The 20,159-nt window shown below is 38.5% G+C and carries 16 protein-coding genes and 3 tRNA genes; 15 read left to right on the top strand and 4 right to left on the bottom strand.

The features are described 5' to 3' along the window. Positions 1-12 precede the first annotated feature (12 nt). Complete coding sequence (locus tag ADM90_RS22125; RefSeq protein ID WP_053997033.1) at positions 13-417, top strand: FtsB family cell division protein; 405 nt, start codon at positions 13-15, stop codon at positions 415-417. 134 nt (positions 418-551) lie between these two features. Then, a complete protein-coding gene (locus ADM90_RS22120) occupies positions 552-980 on the top strand; it encodes a S1 domain-containing RNA-binding protein (protein ID WP_053997032.1) in 429 nt (142 codons plus the stop codon). 297 nt (positions 981-1,277) lie between these two features. On the opposite strand, the gene ADM90_RS22115 is transcribed toward ADM90_RS22120, so the two are convergent. Continuing rightward, positions 1,278-1,529, bottom strand: a complete 252-nt coding sequence (locus ADM90_RS22115; RefSeq protein ID WP_053997031.1) for a hypothetical protein — start codon at positions 1,527-1,529, stop codon at positions 1,278-1,280. A gap of 154 nt (positions 1,530-1,683) precedes the next feature. On the opposite strand from ADM90_RS22115, the gene ADM90_RS22110 reads away from it, so the two are divergent. Beyond that, the gene (locus tag ADM90_RS22110) at positions 1,684-2,373 is read left to right on the top strand and encodes an aspartate/glutamate racemase family protein (protein WP_053997030.1); all 690 of its coding nucleotides are present in this window, start codon (positions 1,684-1,686) and stop codon (positions 2,371-2,373) included. A 727-nt stretch (positions 2,374-3,100) separates the two neighbouring features. Here the strand turns inward: ADM90_RS22110 and ADM90_RS22105 are convergent. The 3 genes from ADM90_RS22105 to ADM90_RS22095 form a co-directional block, all read right to left on the bottom strand. After that, positions 3,101-3,172, bottom strand: a tRNA-Glu gene (locus ADM90_RS22105). Between the two features lie 6 nt (positions 3,173-3,178). Next, positions 3,179-3,255: transfer RNA gene (locus ADM90_RS22100), tRNA-Met, on the bottom strand. A 9-nt stretch (positions 3,256-3,264) separates the two neighbouring features. Next, positions 3,265-3,339, bottom strand: a tRNA-Gly gene (locus tag ADM90_RS22095). 543 nt (positions 3,340-3,882) lie between these two features. Here ADM90_RS22095 and ADM90_RS22090 point away from each other — a divergent pair. The 12 genes from ADM90_RS22090 to pabA all read left to right on the top strand — a co-directional run bounded on the left by ADM90_RS22090 (position 3,883) and on the right by pabA (position 20,159). Beyond that, positions 3,883-6,276: a SpoIIE family protein phosphatase gene (locus tag ADM90_RS22090; protein ID WP_053997029.1), complete on the top strand. Its 2,394-nt coding sequence runs from the start codon at positions 3,883-3,885 to the stop codon at positions 6,274-6,276. A gap of 27 nt (positions 6,277-6,303) precedes the next feature. Next, entirely contained in the window at positions 6,304-7,710 is a 1,407-nt protein-coding gene (gene tilS / locus ADM90_RS22085; RefSeq protein WP_053997028.1) for a tRNA lysidine(34) synthetase TilS, read from the top strand. Between the two features lie 71 nt (positions 7,711-7,781). Continuing rightward, positions 7,782-8,324 carry a hypoxanthine phosphoribosyltransferase gene (gene hpt, locus ADM90_RS22080; RefSeq protein ID WP_053997027.1) on the top strand — a complete coding sequence of 181 codons (543 nt, stop codon included), beginning with the start codon at positions 7,782-7,784 and terminating at the stop codon, positions 8,322-8,324. Between the two features lie 346 nt (positions 8,325-8,670). Beyond that, on the top strand, positions 8,671-10,698 hold the full coding sequence (gene ftsH / locus ADM90_RS22075; RefSeq protein ID WP_053997026.1) for an ATP-dependent zinc metalloprotease FtsH: 2,028 nt from the start codon (positions 8,671-8,673) through the stop codon (positions 10,696-10,698). Positions 10,699-10,852: 154 nt separating this feature from the next. Continuing rightward, the gene (locus tag ADM90_RS22070) at positions 10,853-11,686 is read left to right on the top strand and encodes an aldo/keto reductase (RefSeq protein ID WP_053997025.1); all 834 of its coding nucleotides are present in this window, start codon (positions 10,853-10,855) and stop codon (positions 11,684-11,686) included. A 131-nt stretch (positions 11,687-11,817) separates the two neighbouring features. Next, entirely contained in the window at positions 11,818-12,585 is a 768-nt protein-coding gene (locus tag ADM90_RS22065) for a type III pantothenate kinase (RefSeq protein WP_053997024.1), read from the top strand. A 21-nt stretch (positions 12,586-12,606) separates the two neighbouring features. After that, positions 12,607-13,488 carry an Hsp33 family molecular chaperone HslO gene (gene hslO / locus ADM90_RS22060; RefSeq protein WP_053997023.1) on the top strand — a complete coding sequence of 294 codons (882 nt, stop codon included), beginning with the start codon at positions 12,607-12,609 and terminating at the stop codon, positions 13,486-13,488. Further along, positions 13,472-14,443: a peptidyl-prolyl cis-trans isomerase gene (locus ADM90_RS22055; protein ID WP_053997022.1), complete on the top strand. Its 972-nt coding sequence runs from the start codon at positions 13,472-13,474 to the stop codon at positions 14,441-14,443. The genes hslO and ADM90_RS22055 overlap by 17 nt, the downstream gene beginning before the upstream one ends. Before the next feature lie 244 nt (positions 14,444-14,687). Continuing rightward, on the top strand, positions 14,688-15,617 hold the full coding sequence (gene cysK / locus ADM90_RS22050) for a cysteine synthase A (protein WP_053997265.1): 930 nt from the start codon (positions 14,688-14,690) through the stop codon (positions 15,615-15,617). Between the two features lie 195 nt (positions 15,618-15,812). Next, positions 15,813-17,567: a methyl-accepting chemotaxis protein gene (locus ADM90_RS22045; RefSeq protein WP_053997021.1), complete on the top strand. Its 1,755-nt coding sequence runs from the start codon at positions 15,813-15,815 to the stop codon at positions 17,565-17,567. A gap of 610 nt (positions 17,568-18,177) precedes the next feature. Continuing rightward, entirely contained in the window at positions 18,178-19,587 is a 1,410-nt protein-coding gene (pabB, locus tag ADM90_RS22040) for an aminodeoxychorismate synthase, component I (RefSeq protein ID WP_053997020.1), read from the top strand. Further along, positions 19,584-20,159 (top strand): aminodeoxychorismate/anthranilate synthase component II, encoded by a 576-nt coding sequence (gene pabA / locus ADM90_RS22035; protein ID WP_053997019.1) that lies wholly within the window; start codon positions 19,584-19,586, stop codon positions 20,157-20,159. Before pabB ends, pabA begins: the two co-directional genes overlap by 4 nt.

The following is a 20,159-nucleotide window of genomic DNA, read 5'->3' as shown; positions in this document are numbered from 1 at the left end:
GGAGGTGCGGGCATGACAAAACGTCATTCATCAAATGATGAACAACAAAATTTCACGAAGCTTGATAATGACTATGTCCGTAACACGGATAAAGCTATTAATCGCAAGCAGCAAGCACGCAAACGTAAAATGCGTCGTATTATCTTTTTTGCGATTATACCAGTCGTTATTATCGCTCTTCTCTTAAATGTGTTGTCACATCAAAATGAAGTATTAGCAACAAAAGAACAGGCAAAGAAAGAAGCAGAGCAACATCTTGCTGAATTGAAAGAAGAACAAGACTTATTAAATCTTAAAATCAAACAATTAGAAGATGATGAATATATCGCAAAGCTCTTACGAAAAGAGTATTATTTATCTGAAGAAGGTGAAATTATTTTCATTATTCCTGATAAAGAGGATAAAAAAGACGACTGAAAGGCTATGTATTGTTGACACTCTTTTTTTGTTATATATAATGAAAAGAGAAGTATATTGCAATAAAAAGTTTGATTAAATTGATTACATGACTCAAAAGGGTCGCTTAATTTTTAAGGAGGAGCATTTTTTTTATGTCAATTGAAGTAGGCAGCAAGGTACAAGGTAAAGTAACAGGAATCACAAATTTTGGAGCATTCGTTGAGCTGCCAGATGGCAAAACAGGCTTGGTTCACATTAGTGAAGTAGCTGATAATTATGTGAAAGATATCAATGAGCATCTAAAAGTTGGAGATGAAGTTGAAGTAAAAGTGATGAATGTTGAAGCGGACGGAAAGATTGGTCTTTCAATCCGTAAAGCAAAGCCTCAAGTTGAGAGACCAGAGCGTCCAGCACGTCCACGTCGTGATAATCGTTCTAACGATCGCAACGAACGCCATCAGCCAAAAGAAAATTTTGAACAAAAAATGGCACGTTTCTTAAAAGATAGTGATGAACGTCTAGCAACACTTAAACGTGCTACGGAATCAAAACGTGGTGGTCGCGGAGCTAGAAGAGGGTAGTTTGCTGACTGTTTTAATCGTAGAAAAAGTGTATGAAATAGAGTAGGGATTAGCTTTCTTTAAAGGCTAGTTCCTTTTTTTGCGAAAACGAGTCAGTTTACGCTGAAGCAGTGCATCAATTTTTCTAACCTTGTTTGACCAGAAGAAAGATGATTTGAAATTGTTTTGTGATAATCGTTAATTTTAGCTTTTATATCAGAAAAAGCCCTATCAGACAAAAGAGCGAGAAATCAAGGTTTATTATTGATTTCTTGCTCTTTTTTATAGTGCTTATAAATCTGTCTGTTTTGAATGTACCTACAAAGTAGACGAAGGTTTTTTCTTCTTGTTAGGTGGTGTGGTAGTTGTTTGGTGAGAAGGGGTTTTCCTCGTGCTTTCTGTTGGGTGGATGGCCATTTTTACAAGTAAAAAGACGCCATATACACTTATAGCAAGTCCACTAAGCAATAGTAGAATTTGCACAAAAAACGGCAAGCGAATAAGAATCGAAACCAGAATAATCATCGAGCCGCTTCCACAAATAAGAGCGGCTTTTGTTAATTGATTCACAAGTAATAGACCTCCTGAATAGTATGAATTGTCTATATAAGTATGCCATATTTTGAGGTAATCGGCACAAAAGAAGGCATATATACTGTTTCTCTAATTATCAGAATGCTATAGTATATTTTAAAGAAAAGCCTGTTAAAGGAGGAATTTACATATGAAAACAATTGGATTGATTGGGGGTATGAGCTGGGAATCTTCAGCACAATACTACAGAATTATCAATGAAGAAGTGAAAAGAAGGTTGGGTGGGTTGCATTCAGCGCAATCTATTTTAGCGAGTGTGGATTTTGAAATGGTTGAACAGTTTCAGCAATTAGGAAAGTGGGATGAAGCAGGTGAGTTACTTGCAAAGGTTGCGAGCAATTTAGAAACAGCAGGGGCAGATTTCATCGTTATTTGTACAAATACAATGCATAAGGTAGTACCAATTATCGAGAAGGCCATTACAATTCCAATTTTGCATATTGCGGATGCAACAGCCTATGAAATGAAGCATCAAAAGATAAGGAAAGTTGGTTTACTCGGCACTAAGTATACGATGGAGCAAGATTTTTATAAAGAAAAGATTCAGCAGCATCAAATAGAGGTTGTGATTCCTAACGAAGGGAGTCGTACAGAGATTAATCGTATTATCTTTGAGGAGTTATGTTTAGGAGAAATTAAGGTATCCTCTAAAGAATACTATTTACAGGTCATCCATGAGCTTGTACAGCAGGGCGTGGAGGGGATTATTTTAGGTTGTACAGAGATTGGGCTTCTCATTAATGCGCAGGATGCAGCTATTCCTTTATTTGATACAACAATTATTCATGCTACATATGCAGTAGATGTAGCATTAAAATAAAATTTTCTTGATAGAGGGAATTTTAGCCTTATGAAATGATATTGTAGGTATTTTAAAAAATAGAATAAAGAAACTTTCTTTCTACTACTAAAAAGTACAATATTGAGTTTTTTGTATAGTAATAATTCCTATTATATTCCTGTATTTGTTAGAATCATAAAGGACATTTGATGTGAATACAGTGAATATCAGTAATTAATGTTTGATGACGTGATAAACGTATTGAATTATCTGGAAATAGGAAATTTGTTTTAAAAGGGCAATGGTTGCTGTTTTTAAAGTGTCTCCCTGCTGATTGTTCACTATTCGATCTAAGAGTATGTAGTTGTAGATCAGTATAAAGTGAGCCTTCTAATAGATCCGCTTTTATCTACCTGTCCTTAAAATGATCAAACACTATGTTAAGTCAACTCCCACTATGAACTTAGCATATTTACTTCGTTTGGTTAAGTAGAGTACTTCACAAGGTAAATGTATGGTGAAAAATAACATCCAATAATAACCAGAGTATTAAAAATACGGAAAAATTAATGGATATGAAAAGTCAATTTACATTAATGGATTTAGTGTAAATTGACTTTTTCAGTGTTCTCATAATAACTTAAGAAGGATTTTTCAAGCCTTCTTTTTTATAAAATCGGAGTAGACAGTGCCATAAAAATACTGTTGTAGATAGAGATAAATAAAAAGCCCAAAACGATGTTAATGATCGTCTCGGACTTTTGGATGACCCGTACGGGATTCGAACCCGTGTTACCGCCGTGAAAGGGCGGTGTCTTAACCACTTGACCAACGGGCCTAATAATGGTGGCGGCCGAGGGGATCGAACCCCCGACCTTACGGGTATGAACCGTACGCTCTAGCCAGCTGAGCTAGGCCGCCAATAGAAAATGGAGCGGAAGACGAGGTTCGAACTCGCGACCCCCACCTTGGCAAGGTGGTGTTCTACCACTGAACTACTTCCGCCTGTTGTCTAAGCAACAAATTAAATAATACAAGCCAATGATGCTAGTGTCAAGTAGCTTTACAAAAAAATTAACTAAAATGATGTTGTACAAAGTTTGCCACTAAAACAAGGGGATTTTATCCTAGAATTTTTTACTGTTAACATTAAGAAAAAATGTAGTGCTCCTACTACGTTCTACTATGCTTTCATACAAATAAGACCATGTTATAGTAATGAACGTCTGGCGGATTTTTTGTTCTTGCGTAGAAATCTATCGCTAGCCTTGTTCATTGCAAGAGATGTCGTAATTTTTATAAACTTTAGGCTTGGACAAGTGATTATTAAGGCTGCCGCTGCATTTTGTTACACTCTAGTTCAGATAAATTATGTGTGGCTGTCGCTGTGTTTTCCTCCACTGTCGCACAAATTCATATTTGCTGCCGCTTCTCGTATTTATGTATAGCTATTCGTCGAAAAATTTATATTTTTTTATGCCACCGTCAGACAATCTTTCTATACATAATTTTTTATAATAGCCAAAAGTGCGGAAAGGGGATAGTTAAATGACAAGTATCGAATGGTATACTACAACAAATGTAGATGACCAAAGATTAGGAACAAAAAAAAGACAAATACTCATCGGCGCCCTCTTTTTTTTAACATCCTTTTTTTTGGCGCAGTCTGTTGTATTTGAAGCAGCTGTACCGTTCTCAGTTCCTTTTTGGGCTATTATTCGAACAAAGTATCGAGAGTATGCCAAATTTGTGTTATTTGGAGGTTTGATAGGCTGCTTGTTCCTCGGCTTTGGACAAGTCCTTATTTTAGTATTGCAAATCCTTATGTATGAATGTATTAGACGCTTCCGTTACTGGCAGTTGCCTCAAAGTATTGCCGTTTCATTGGCCGTATTGCTGGTACAAATGGTATGGCAGGGCGTAATGTATCAGGGCTTGCCTCCGGTGCTTGTACAGTTTTATGTAGGGTGTGAAGCGGCTCTAGCTCTTATTATGACGTTGTTTATGCAAGTATTATTTGTTAACTCCTATGAGTGGTTTACGAGTCATTGGACATATGAGAAGCTGGGTTCTGGATTAGTAGTATTTGCCGCCATGCTTACAGGAATGCAGGCAGTTGTGTTTAGTTATTTTTCATTGCCTATATTTTTATTACAGCTTTTTATTTGCTTTGGCGCGTTAGTAGGAAGCGTTCCATTGGCAACGGTAATCGGTGCAGTTTTGGGGACCCTTATCGGTGTTGCAAAGCTGTCGTTTACAGGAATGCTATCTGTAGCGACTTTAACAGGATTATGTGCGGGTATGGGGGCTAAAGCAGGTAGATTTGGCGTAGCAATCGGCAGCATTTTGCCCAGTGTCTTTTTTTTATTTTATGATGCCACATTGCCGCTAGATAGTGTTTACTTTACCTCCATTGTTATTGGCAGTGTTGTTTTTTTAACCATTCCAAGGAAATATTCAGATATGGCGAGGGACAAGCTCTTTCCACAGCGCGAGGAGATTTTACTTGCAAGGCAAAATTGGTTAACTGAACATGTTACGTATAAATTAGAGCATTTTCAGCATTTTGTACAATTTATGAAGGAGCTGGTCTTTGATCGTTTTATGACAACACCCGTTGAAGCAACAAAAGAAGTATCACCGATGAATACTTGCTTAAGTTGTTTTCGTTATGACCATTGTTGGGGAGCACAAAATAATGGGATGGACAAGCTTATGACAGATTGGTTTCATATGAAAGGTATGGGGAAGGAGTCAACTCTTCATCGTGTGGAAGAGCAAATACGCTATAAATGTGTGAAGTCTACAAAAATTTTTGAGGAGCTAGATACGGAACTCTACCGTGAACACATTAATGGTCAATATTTTCATGGAAAAAAAATGATCGCACTTCAGCTTCGGGATATGAGCAATCATTTAAATCAGCTAATGGCTGAGATGAAGGAGGATGCGATTTCCTTTGTGAGCGTGGAAAAGGATATTATTGAACGCTTAAAGGAAGCACATATTGAGTGCTTTCAGCTTGATGTGCTGAGCAATAAGCCTGGAGCACGAAAGATTGTTTGTGCTTTAGCACCGGCGCGGGTTGATTGGGAGGAAGAGACGACATTAGCTGAACGGATGATTTTACCGATTCTTTATGAGATTTTTGATGAGCCATTTGAAATTGAAAAGGTTGTTGCTTGTGATGTACCATTTCGACATGTCCAGATATGCTTTAGATCAGCTATTAGCTTTGAAGTAGAGTATGATATATATAGCATGTCAAAAGAAGCAACATTATACTCTGGTGATTCACATGCCCTCTTTCAATTACACCCTGGGCTCTTTGCAATCTTGCTATCAGATGGTATGGGGCAGAGCAAGGAAGCACAACATGAAAGTAGAAAGCTGATCCATTTAATGCGAGAATGCCTTAATTACAATATGAATCCAGAAACAGCGATGCATACATTGCATTATGTAATGTCTTTAAAGCAGCAGAATGATATGTATGCAACGCTTGACTTTGCGCTTGTTGATTTACAGCATGGCGATTTATGGTCTTGGAAGGCTGGGGGAATGTCCACTTATATTTTACGTGGAAAAGAGATCTTAAAGGTTGAAAGTAATGCAGCGCCTGTAGGGTTTTTATCCATTTCAGCAGTTGAGGCTGAAAAAAGAAAGCTAAAAGCAGGGGATGTTATTTTAATGCATTCAGATGGTTTATTTTCCAGCGTAGCTGATTGGGATGAGCAGGAGGAGATGTTTTTAGCTTATGCACAGCAGGTCATAAGTACCACTAAAACTATTCAAGATAAGCTAACAACCATTATGCAGTCGTTCCAGGATTATTATGCTATTGAAGATGACTGTACAGTATTAATGCTGGAGGTGACACATGTTGTACCGACATGGGCTGTCTTTAGACCAGCTCAACATTCACTGAGTAAATCATCTTAATTGTATCGAAAAGGGGAGGAGAAGCGTTTGTCATTTGAATTAAAGGTCAAATCATTTATTGAAAAAGAGCGATTATTACAGCAAGACGACCATCTTCTCATCGCCGTTTCGGGAGGAATCGATTCGATGGCGTTACTGCATTATTTTGTGGACACAAAAGAGCAATGGGGCATTCAGATAGAGGCAGTACATGTCGATCATATGTTAAGAGGGGAAGCTTCTGCTGAGGATAGAGCATTTGTCCAAAAATATTGTGATAATAATGGCGTTTACTTACATGCGAGGGCGATTCCGATACCTGCAATAATGGCACAGGAAAAAGGGAATACACAGCTTATTTGCAGGAGGGAAAGATACCGATATTTTAAAGAGGTCTTACAGCAAACGAATGCGACGAAGCTTGTCACTGCACATCATGCGGATGACCAATTAGAGTCTGTGTTAATGGCGCTAACCAAAAATGCGACCATCAATAGTATGCAAGGAATACGTGCCCAACGATTTTTCGCTGGAAAAACATTAATTCGTCCATTTTTAACGGTTACAAAGTACGAAATAAGGGAATATTTACTTAGAAAAGGTTTAGATTATCGGGAAGATGCTAGCAATGCCAAGGATACTTATGTACGCAATCGCTATAGACATCATGTGGTGCCTTTATTGGAGGCAGAAAATCCACGAGTGAGTGAACAGGTAACCCATTTTACAAAGCAATTGCAGGAAGACGATGCGTTTTTAATGGCCTTAGCCCAAGATGTATTTTCTCAAATTATCGAGAGAAGTAACGAAAATACATACAGCATGAAAATTGATGCTTTTCAATTGATATCGCTTGCTTTACAAAGGAGGCTCATTTTAATACTATTAAACTATCTTTACAAAGATTCAAATACGATACAAAGTTATGCTTTAGTGACATCAATTTTAAAGCTTTGTGAGACGACAGCAGGATATGCTGAAATTCACTTGCCTGAGGATTTTTTAGCAGTTCGTCGTTACGGACAATTAACAATTCAGAAGAATAGGCCATTGGAAGGAGTAGCTTCTTCTGAGAAAAAGATAATTTCGACTGCTAATGGATGGACAACATTGACAACTGGTGAACGTTTATGCCTAGCTAAGCTAGATGATTTAACATCTGAGCTGCTGACGGATACTGCACAACTTTTTTATTTTAACGCTAGCAAACTCTACCTACCGCTCTATGTACGAACGCGCAAGGATGGAGATCGAATGCTGTTAAAAGGAATGGATCAGCCAAAACGCTTATCTCGCCTTTTTATAGATGAAAAGATTCCTTTAAATGAGCGAAATAGCTGGCCGTTACTGATTTCTCAATCTGATGAGGTAGTAGCGGTAATTGGTGTGCGGATGGGCATGTTTTTTTCAACTACCCCGCAACCAAACGATGATACAGTGCTCATCGTAGACTAAGGTCTTTGTAAAATATTTCAACATAAATGATAGGTTGAAGATTTTTTGATACATCACGAGGAGGAATCGATATGTTACAAAATGACATCGAAAAAATTATGATTACAGAAGAACAATTGCAGGAAAGAATTGTAGAGCTAGGTGCACAATTGACAGAGGAGTACAAAGATGCATTCCCATTAGCTGTCGGTGTTCTTAAAGGGGCGATGCCTTTTATGACAGATTTAATGAAGCGCTTTGATTCTTTCATCGAGCTAGATTTTATGGATGTCTCTAGCTATGGCAATGCTACAGTGTCATCTGGTGAAGTAAAGATTTTAAAGGATTTGAATACAAGCGTTGAGGGGCGTGATGTATTAATTATTGAGGACATTATTGATAGTGGTTTAACGTTAAGCTATCTCGTAGATTTATTTAAATATCGTAAAGCAAAATCCATTAAAATTGTGACATTGCTTGATAAACCATCAGGTCGCAAAGTGAACTTAGCTGCTGACTATGTTGGCTTTGAAGTGCCAGACGGCTTTGTTGTAGGTTATGGGCTAGATTATGCAGAAAAATACCGAAACCTACCTTATATTGGTATTTTAAAGCCTGAAGTTTATTCATTCTAAGTTATAAGCTACCCGTTATGAAAAAGAAAGGCCCCCGCGTAGGTCATCAATTTTTCGTGATATCAAGAAGCAAAAGCACATCTATTTTTAATAGAATGGAAATAATTGTTTTGGGATTTGCGTATTATGAATATAATTCAAAATCTTGACACAATATTCCGCTATATCAAGCTTAAGGAACAGGTACAATTACGCTGGGACGTATTAAAGATGATCTAAAAGCTGTTTGAATAACAGTAAAAAATAAACGAAACATTTTTTAAGTAGAGCTTTTCGTTGTATCCTGAAATCAGGGTATGTTAAGATTTTACTTATAATTTTTCTGTTTGTAATGAGGAGGCTGGAGATGAATCGAATATTTCGATATACCATATTCTACCTACTGATTTTCCTAGTGATTATCGGTATTTTTGGTACTTTCAATGGCGGTAATTCGCCAACGCAAGAGCTAACGTATTATGAGTTTCAAAATGCTCTCGATAATAAAGAAATAACAAGTGCTACCATTCAACCTGATAAATCCGTATACATTGTTGAAGGTACACTGAAAGGCTATGAAAAAGGTCAAAGCTTTACGGTAAATATTCCTCGCGATAATCAATCCTTAATGGACCGCATCGATGAGGCTGCTAAGGATAAGGATAGTAATATTAGCTATTTAGCAGCACCAGAAACAAGTGGATGGATTCAATTCTTCACAGGAATTATTCCTTTCATTATCATCATTTTCTTATTCTTCTTCCTAATGAGCCAATCTCAGGGTGGCGGTAATAAAGTGATGGGCTTTGGTAAAAGTAAGGCGAAACTTTATGATGATCAAAAGAAAAAAGTACGTTTTACAGATGTAGCAGGTGCTGATGAAGAAAAGGCAGAGCTTGTTGAGGTTGTAGAATTTTTAAAAGATCATCGTAAATTCACTGAAATCGGTGCACGTATTCCAAAGGGTATCTTACTTGTAGGGCCTCCAGGTACAGGTAAAACATTACTAGCACGAGCAGTAGCAGGTGAAGCTGGCGTTCCGTTCTTCTCCATTTCAGGTTCTGACTTTGTAGAAATGTTCGTCGGTGTCGGTGCATCACGTGTTCGAGACTTGTTTGAAAATGCTAAGAAAAACGCACCATGTATTATCTTTATTGATGAGATTGATGCAGTGGGTCGTCAACGTGGCGCTGGTCTTGGCGGCGGTCATGATGAGCGTGAACAAACATTGAACCAATTGCTTGTTGAAATGGATGGTTTCGGTGCAAATGAGGGAATTATTATCATTGCCGCAACAAACCGCCCAGATATTTTAGATAAGGCATTATTACGTCCAGGTCGTTTTGACCGTCAAATTACAGTAGGGCATCCTGATGTAAAAGGACGTGAAGCAATCTTAAAAGTACATGCACGCAATAAGCCATTAGCAGATACAGTTGATTTAGGAGCAGTTGCGCAACGTACTCCTGGCTTCTCAGGTGCGGATTTAGAAAACTTACTAAACGAAGCGGCGCTTGTAGCTGCTCGTAAAGGTAAACGTTCGATCAATATGACAGATATCGATGAGGCATCAGACCGCGTAATTGCAGGTCCAGCTAAAGCGAGTCGTGTGTACTCAGCAAAAGAGAAAAAACTTGTATCCTTCCATGAGGCGGGTCACGTAGTTGTTGGCCTTGAGTTAGATGAGGCTGATACTGTACACAAAGTAACCATTGTGCCACGTGGTCAAGCAGGTGGTTATGCAATTATGTTGCCAAAGGAAGAACGCTTCTTTACAACAAAACAGGAGCTTTTAGATCGCATTGCAGGGCTTCTTGGTGGCCGTGTAGCAGAGGAAATTGTTCTTGGTGAAGTATCTACTGGAGCACATAACGATTTCCAAAAGGTAACAAGTATTGCACGTGCAATGGTAACTGAATACGGCATGAGTGAAAATCTTGGGGCAATGCAATTTGGCTCAAGCCAAGGCGGTAACGTATTCCTTGGCCGTGACTTTAATTCAGACCAAAACTATTCTGATTCAATCGCTTATGAAATTGATAAAGAAATGCAAAAAATTATTGATACACAGTATGAGCGTACAAAACGTATTCTCACGGAAAATCGTGACTTGCTTGATTTAATTGCCAATACTTTAATGAAAAAAGAAACATTAAATGCACAGGAAATTGAGCATTTACGCACACATGGTGTATTACCAGAGCCAGAAGCTGTTGAAAAAATTGAGGGCAACACGCCAAAGATTGAAGCGAAGCCAACATTAGATACAATTGGTGAACCAGTTGTTGAAAAAGATTTGCTTAGCAAGGACCCAAATCCAATAGCTCTGGATTTAGCAAAAGAAGGTAAAGAATCCAACGATGCTCCAAAGGGTATCGATGAAAAACGTGATTAATAGGGCAAAGGCTGTTTACTAGTTGGGTAAACAGTCTTTTTCTTTGCCTTTTTCTATGATGAAGCAGTACGATGTATAAATGAAGGACAACTACATATGACTCTGTAGAGAGCAAATGATATTGTTAGTGAAAACAAGATAGGAGTGTTGAAGCATGGGAAATGTGACATTGAATAATGGACTGGAAATGCCTTTAGTGGGCTATGGTGTTTTTCGAGTACCTGAGGGAGATGATCTAGCAGAGGCCGTAAAGACAGCTATCACAAAAGGTTATCGTAGCATTGATACAGCACAAGTATACCGTAATGAAGAAAGTGTTGGACGGGGTATACGTGCAGCGATTGAAGAAGGCTTAGTGACTCGTGAAGAGCTATTTATTACCTCTAAAGTTTGGAACGATGCTCTTTCCTATGAAGAAACACTAGCTGCTTATGAGAGCAGCCTAGAAAAAATAGGGCTGGATTATTTAGATTTATATTTAGTACACTGGCCTGGCATCGATGATAATTATATTGATGTATATAAGGCCTTAGAAAAAATTTATCGAGATGGTCGAGTGCGCTCTATTGGTGTAAGTAATTTCCATGTACATCATTTAGAAACATTGTTGAAAGAAGCTACGGTTATCCCTGTGATTAATCAAATTGAGTTCCATCCGCATTTAACACAAAAGGAAGTACGCGCCTATTGCGAAGACAAAGGTATTCAGGTGGAGGCATGGTCACCTTTAATGAATGGTTCCTTGCTAGAAGAGGCTTTGATTCAAGAGCTTGCTGCGAAATATGGCAAAACACCTGCACAGATTGTATTGCGTTATGATGTTCAGCATCATGTTGTAACGATCCCTAAAACAATGACACCTACACGTATGGTTGAGAACCTAGAGGTTTTTGACTTTGTCCTAACAGAGGAAGAAATGGCACAATTAGATGCATTAAACGATGGTCGCCGTTGTGGTCCAGATCCAGAAAAATTTAATTTTAAATAATGATCAGGGGGCTGCCTAGTATAGGGAGCCCCTTTTTAAAGAAGTTGTTACTTCTTGCTATAAAAAATATGGTATTATTTTCTCAAGTGTTTTAATTCATTTTTAGGTTTACGGTATGGGAGGTAGTAGGCTTGATTTTAGTGCTGGATGCAGGGAATTCCAATATTGTATTGGGTGTCTATGATGACAACGATCAATTAGCCTTCCATTGGCGTATGGTAACAGACCTTCATAAAACAGAGGATGAATATGCCATGCAAGTATTATCGTTTTTTCATCATGCAGGTATTTCATTTGAACAAATTACAGGTATTATTATATCCTCAGTTGTACCACCAATTATGTTTTCATTAGAGGCAATGTGTCAGAAATATTTCCAAAAAAAGCCTTTAGTCGTAGGACCTGGTGTAAAAACAGGTTTAAATATTAAATACGACCATCCACGTGAGGTTGGTTCAGACCGTATTGTCAATGCTATAGCGGCCTTAGATTTATATAAAGCACCTTTAATTATTGTTGATTTTGGTACCGCAACAACCTATTGTTATTTGAATGAAAAGGGCGATTACATGGGTGGTGCTATTGCGCCAGGTATTACGATTTCAACGGAGGCGCTTTATACACAGGCTGCAAGATTACCACGTATTGAAATATTGCGGCCTACACATATTGTTGGCAAAACAACTGTTTCTGCGATGCAGGCAGGTATTTTTTATGGCTTTGTCGGGCAAGTAGAGGGTATTGTGCAGCGCATGAAAGCACAAAGTAAAGAGGAGCCATTCGTAATTGCTACAGGCGGGCTAGCGAATCTAATTGCGGGAGAAACACAGATCATTGATGTTGTAGAGCCATTTTTAACATTAAAGGGCTTGTATAAGCTATATAAACGTAATCAATAAGAAATGAGGGACATTTCATTTATGAAAGACTATTTAGTAAGAGGTTTAGGGTTTAATGGACAAGTTCGCGTTTTTGCAGCTCGTACAACAGAGACGGTAGGAGAAATGCAACGCCGACATGATACATGGCCTGTTGTATCAGCAGCTCTAGGCCGTTCTATGACCGCCGCTGTTATGATGGGTGCGATGTTAAAGGGTGAAGAGAAGATCACCATCAAAATTGAGGGGAACGGTTCAATCGGCCCTATGGTGATTGATAGTAATGCACATGGTGAGGTACGTGGCTTTGTCACAAATCCGCATGTTCATTTTGATTTAAATGAGCATGGGAAGCTTGACGTGCGAGCAGGGGTTGGCTCAGAGGGTGCTTTAACAGTTGTAAAAGACCTTGGCTTAAGAGATATGTTCTCTGGACAAACACCTATTGTCTCAGGTGAAATTGCTGAAGATTTTACGTATTATTTCGCTACATCTGAGCAAGTCCCTTCATCTGTTGGCTTAGGGGTTTTGGTTAACCCAGATAATACAATTCTTGCAGCTGGAGGGTTTATTCTTCAATTGATGCCAGGCTGTGATGATGAGACCATTAATGAAATTGAACAACATCTTGCTACAATAGAGCCTGTCTCAAAAATGATTGAAAAAGGCTTTACACCTGAGCAAATTTTAGAGGCTGTATTAGGAAATGGGCATCTACAAGTTTTAGATTCCATGCCGGTTGAATTCAAATGTCAATGTTCAAAAGAGCGTTTTGGTGCAGCAATTTTAGGTTTAGGAATAGCGGAAATTCGAGAAATGATTGAAGAAGATGGCAAAGCAGAGGCACAATGCCATTTTTGCTTGGAAACATACGAATTTTCTAAAGAAGAGCTAGAAGGATTTATTGATGAGCTCAACGCGTAATCGACGCCCTGCACCCGCTGTAACACCAAACCAAACGCCTTTATTGCAACGCCGTTTAAAGACAAAGCCTGCTTTAGCCGTTATGGCGATTTTATTGCTAGGAAATATGATATGGTTCATCGCTTGGTTAATCCCCAATAAAGATCACGAAATTGGCAGTGACGAGCAAGTCGCTGCTATTGGCGGGGATGTTATTACACGACAAGAGTGGATGATTGCTATGGAAGAACGTTATGGTAAAGAAACACTACAAAATTTAGTGAATGAAACTGTAATGGAAAAGGCAGCCAAAGCATATAAAATTAAAGTAACGGATCAAGAGATTGACCTTGAGCTAGCATTGATGCGCTCTGCACAAGACAAATTCGATACAACTATGCAAAATCTTTCAGCACCACAGCTACGTCAAAAAATCCGTTCACAGCTAATCCTTGATAAAGTCCTGACAAAAGATGTTGTGATTAATGAAGACAATGTGGAACAGTACTACGAAGAGAATCAGGGATTGTATAATACAAAAACAAGCTATCGTACAAATTTTATTGAGGTAGAATCTAAAAAAGCTGCTGATGAAGCATTGAATGAGTTAAAAAATGGCTCTGATTTTTCAGTGTTGGCACGTGAAATTTCAGCGGACAGTGCTTCAGCAAGCCTAGGGGGCGATATTGGCTTCCTTACAGAAAACCAGGAAAATATTGACCCTGCCATTATCAATGCTGTGAAATCACTAAAAGCAACTGAGGTAAGTAAAGCCTTTAAGTTAGATAATGGCCATTACGGCATTGTTCAGGTGCAAGAGGTATTAGAGGGACAATCCTTTACATATGACGATGTGAAAGAACATATTAAACGTGAGCTAGCCTTAGAACAATTGCCACAATCTGTGACGCCTGAAGCTTTTTGGTCTGAATTTAACGCAACATGGTATTATGGGGAATCTAAGAAAGAAAAGTAATCACAAAAAGAGTCTGCAGATTTTTGTGGGTAATAGAAGTCCAAACTAGCTTGCGAATGCTGGATATCAATGGCGGTGACTTACCCAAACAAATGATGTAGATTCTTTTTAGTATGCTTCATGGGAATTTCAATAGTATTCTGAAAATATATAGTTTCTTTATTGACAATCGAATGGAAAAATTGATAAAATACAAAGTAAGTAAAACCTATAAAAATAGTAGGAATTGGGAGTGGATGATGAAATGAGTAAATTAGCAAATTCAGTAGCAGAATTAGTGGGAAATACACCGATTGTTAAATTAAATCATGCAACAAATGAAAATGAAGGGACTGTATATGTAAAATTAGAATATTTTAACCCTGGTAGCTCAGTAAAAGACCGTTTAGCTTTAGCCATGATTGAAGCGGCTGAAAAGGATGGCACATTAAAGCCTGGTGGTACAATTATCGAGCCTACATCTGGTAATACAGGTATTGGTCTTGCAATGATCGCTGCAGCTAAAGGATATAAAGCTATTTTAGCAATGCCAGAAACAATGAGCTTAGAGCGCCGCAATCTATTACGTGCATATGGTGCAGAGCTTGTGTTAACACCTGGTCCAGCAGGTATGAAGGGAGCTATTGCCAAGGCAGAGGAGCTAGCTAAAGAGCATGGTTATTTCTTACCACAGCAATTTACAAACCCAGCAAATGCTGAAATTCACCGCTTAACAACAGGTCCTGAAATTGTTGAAGCATTTGAAGGCGTAACATTAGATGCATTTGTAGCAGGTATTGGTACAGGCGGTACAATTACAGGGGCTGGTGCCGTTTTAAAAGAAAAATATCCAAATATTGAAATTATTGCTGTTGAACCAAAAGATTCTCCAGTTCTTTCAGGTGGTCAACCAGGTCCTCATAAAATTCAAGGTATTGGGGCGGGCTTTGTACCAGCCGTTTTAGATACAGAGGTATATTCTTCTGTATTCCCTGTAGAAAATGAGGTTGCCTTTGATGTAGCACGTAAAGTAGCTCGTGAAGAAGGTATTTTATGTGGGATTTCGTCAGGCGCAGCAATCCATGCAGCAATCGAAACAGCAAAACGCTTAGGCAAAGGCGCAAATGTCCTTGCAGTTGTACCATCAAATGGTGAGCGTTACCTATCAACTCCTCTTTATCAATTTGAAGACTAATAGAATAGAAGTGTTAAAGGCTCCTTACTGATATGGTAAGGGGTCTTTTATTATTATTTCTTCTTAAATGATATGGTCTTATTATTATCCATGCTTTACAATTAAAGAGAAGACATATAGGTAAATATAACCAAAATATGACATTAAATAGGGATGTAAAGGATGCCTATTTTGAGTGGAAGGGTGGAGATTTTAATGAAACAAATTTCAATACGCACTAAATTAGGAGCATTGTTAATTATTCCTGTTATTATTCTGACCATTGCATTCGCGATTAGTATCATGTTTAGTAAAGATGTAAGAGATGAACTAAAGCTATTAATTTTCGATAAAGTATACAGTGCGCAAACCAATTTAATTGAAGCAGATCGTGATTTATATCAGGCGAATTTAGCTGTTATTCATATTGTAGAAAGTGACACAGCAGAGGACTTAAAAGATAATCAGGCAAACTATGAGGAAAATATAGGACAAATAGCGAAGAGGGTACAAACTTCTCAACAACTATTGCAAGATTCAGTGGTATATAAAACATTAAGTCATGAAGAATCTGGAAATACTATGGAGCAAAATTTTGTAGCTTTTCAAGAGAATTTTCAACGCTGGCAAACTGAAATGACAACTATTATAAAAAAGGCTGAAACAACGGATGTGGCACAAAGAAAAGAGCTGTTTGCAGAAATCAAGGAAGCTGATCATACTTTTGCCACGGCACGTAACAATTTAGATGAATTAGAGCAGTTGATTGATACAAATGCCAAACAATCCTTAGTATCATTAGACGCTATTTATAAGCAAGGCAATACATGGCTATTAGTGGGCATTTCTATTGTGATTATTATTGTTGTGGCACTAGGCGCATTTGCCGTTCGAGGGATTGTACGGGCAATTCAAGTGATTATGAACGAAACGGAAAAAATTGCACATGGTGACCTTACCGGAGAAAATATTCAGCTACATCGACGGGATGAGTTTGGTAACCTAGAGGCGTCTGTTAATACGATGAAAAATAATTTACGTGCATTAGTAAAATCTGTGGATAATGCGACAGGCGGTGTGGTTGAATCATCAAATGTTGTCAGTGCCGCTGTTGAGGAAACAACGATATCAATTGAAAATGTAGCTAATACACTCCAAACTATGGCGAAAAATGCTGCTCAAGGGGCCATAAATGCAGAGACAACTAATAATCGAGTACATGAGGTATCCCAACAAATTGCACTGATGACACAATATACAACAAGTATGATACATCAATCACAAGATGCTACAGCAGCAAGCGAAAATGGGAGGACACAGGTACAGCAGCTTCGTGAAACAGCCAATGCTTCCAATCAAGTATTAGTAGATGTAAATAATGTCATAAATGAATTACTGTCAAAGGTAACGAATATTGAAGGTGTGATCGATGTCATTACAGGGATTGCTGAGCAAACCAATTTATTAGCATTGAATGCGAGTATCGAGGCAGCTAGAGCTGGGGAACATGGCAAGGGTTTTGCTGTTGTAGCAGAAGAGGTACGAAAATTAGCGGAAGCATCTGCCAATGCCACTACGAAAATACGTGATATGATACAGCTTATGTTACATGAATCGGCGAAAGCTTCAGGTGCCCTCGAGGGGACATTGGACATTTCACAACGCCAAGAGCAAGTGACACTAGAAACAGAGCAAGTATTTACCTCTATTCAAAGCTCTATCGATACAATAATGCGATCGATTCACGACGTATCACAGGGAATGCAAAATATTATGCTACTACAAGGTGAAACGGCGACAGCTATTGAAAGGATGACAGCTATTACGGAGCAAACAGCCACAACAACGGATGAAGTGGCGGCTTCAGCTAATGAGCAAAGTAAAGCGATTGAAAGCGTCGCCCGCACAGCAGATGAATTACAAGTATTGAGTAAAGAGCTCCAAAGTTTGTTAAATCGTTTTTCTTATTAATCATAATGGAAGATAGACATTCACTATTTTTCCGTGAATGTCTATTCATATTGTTGAAAAAAGATAGTGACAATTTCCATGATAAAATTAAGCATGTTCAGTTTAAACGGTACAATGGCTCGGATGTCTTTATGAAACTATTTTTTCACATTACGATTGTCCAATCATCTTATAATTCCCATGAACAATTAAATCGCATCAATAAAAACTTGCCTACCGATTTTCTTAGTAAAAAGAAGGAATAGTTCTGATAAACCCAATAAATCCTTGATAGAATAGATAGAGCATCTGTAGACCTCGCTATGTTGTTTGGTGGTATTCTCAGCTCTAGCGGATACAGGCATTTTTTGTACTCTTTTTTGAGGAAGAACTGATTTTAGTATTAAACCCTCTTTTTAAAACAAAATAGTAAAGGTGTATGAGCCGATGATGGTAGATTCAAGTTCCTTAGCGAAAGATATATAAATGAAATCTTGGAGAGTTTGTGCACCCGTTGAAGGACATTCACATAGTTAGAGGGATGTCTATTTTTTTGATAAACATATTCACTTCTATAGGTGATTCACGTTAAGATGGAATCACATCATATGATTCAAAGGGGAAAAAGAACTTGAAAACAATTGTAACCAAAACAATATCAATGGATGCGGATTCATTTTTCTATAGCTATAAAGAACAAACAAAGACACAACAAGCACATATCTTTTTAGAAAGTGGACGTGGCGGACATGTGACGATAGCTGCATGGAATCCATTAGCTACTGCATACTCAGTAGACGAGGGGCTTTTGGTAAAATGGAGAGATGGGAGAAGTGAGGTTTTGTCGGGTGAGCCTCTTGCATTATTGGAGCAACTGGTAGCGAAATATCAAATTTCATATAATACAGAGCTTCCTGTATTCCAAGGAGGGGCCGTTGGATTTGTAACATATGACTATGCTCGTAAAATTGAACGGCTTCCTGATACAGCACAGGATGATTTACAAGTACCAGATATTTATTTTTATATTTTTGATTGCTGGGCAGTACATGATGTGAAAACGAATGCGATGACACTGATGAAGTTAGAAGATTGCGATGTTGACTTGGAAGAACGGGCTTATAACTGGCAAACTGCAGCACAAGCAGGGCTTGCTACACGCAAATTTGAAAAAACAAATGCTGCTGAAGTGGTCAATGATGAAAATGAGCTACATGTATCATTTGCAGGTACAGATTTTGAAGCGGCTGTTACAAAAATTCAAGAGTACATTGCAAAGGGAGATGTATTCCAAGTAAATTTATCTGTGCGACAATCTAAAAACTTACATGCAACGGCTATGGATGTCTATGAGGCATTACGAGCCTTTAATCCATCACCATATATGGCTTATATTGAAGCACCTGATTTTGCGGTTGTTTCTGGATCGCCAGAGCTATTGGTCAAGCGTCATGGCAATGAGCTATCAACAAGACCAATCGCAGGTACTCGACCAAGAGGGAAATCCGAAGCAGAAGATTTAGCGTTGGCACAAGAATTAATTGATAATGATAAAGAGCGTGCTGAGCATGTGATGTTAGTAGATTTAGAGCGTAATGATTTAGGACGTGTATCGACATATGGAACGGTCGAAGTGGATGAATTTATGGTGATTGAGCGCTATTCACATGTTATGCATATCGTTTCCAATGTACGAGGAGAAATAGCGGAAGGTAAAACAAATGCAGATGTGATTCGTGCAATGTTCCCAGGCGGCACAATTACAGGTGCGCCAAAGATACGCACAATGGAAATTATTGAAGAACTGGAGCCTGTAAGACGTGGCTTATATACAGGTTCAATTGGCTGGCTCGGCTTTACAGGAGATATGGAGTTTAATATTGTGATTCGTACAGCGTTTATTAAGGATGGGATGGCACATATTCAAGCTGGTGCAGGTATTGTCATTGATTCAGTTCCGGCAAGAGAGTATCAGGAATCCTTAAATAAGGCGAAGGCAATGTGGCAGGCAAAGGCAATGGCGGAGGAGCGAGCAAAATGATTTTAATGATTGACAACTATGATTCTTTTATCTATAACATCGTACAATATTTAGGTGAGTTTGGTCATGAAATAGTCGTGAAGCGTAATGATACAATAACCATCGAGGAAATAGAGCAGCTTGCGCCAAATATGATTGTAATTTCACCAGGACCATGTAGTCCAAATGAAGCTGGTGAAAGCCTAAATATTATTAAATATTTCGCAGGAAATATTCCAATTTTAGGCGTTTGCCTTGGTCATCAGTCGATTGCGCAAGTTTTTGGAGGCAATGTTATTCGCGCTGAACGCCTTATGCATGGTAAAACATCATCTGTGCTACATGCAGAAATTGGCTTGCATCAGGGAATGCCAAATCCGTTTCAGGCAACTCGCTACCATTCTTTAATCGTAGAGAAGGAAACATTGCCAGTATGTCTCGAGGTGACAGCGTGGACAGAGGAAGGCGAAATTATGGGGCTACGCCATAAAGAGTACCCAATCGAAGGTGTACAATATCACCCAGAATCGATTATGACTGAGCAAGGCAAAAAGCTTTTGCGTCAATTTATAGATCTGTATGTGGGGAAGTGA

The sequence above is a fragment of the Lysinibacillus macroides genome (assembly GCF_001281525.1).
Taxonomy (GTDB): Bacteria; Bacillota; Bacilli; order Bacillales_A; family Planococcaceae; genus Lysinibacillus; species Lysinibacillus macroides.
Note: the sequence above shows the minus strand (reverse complement) of the source record. Positions and strands in the feature narration are given on the sequence as shown.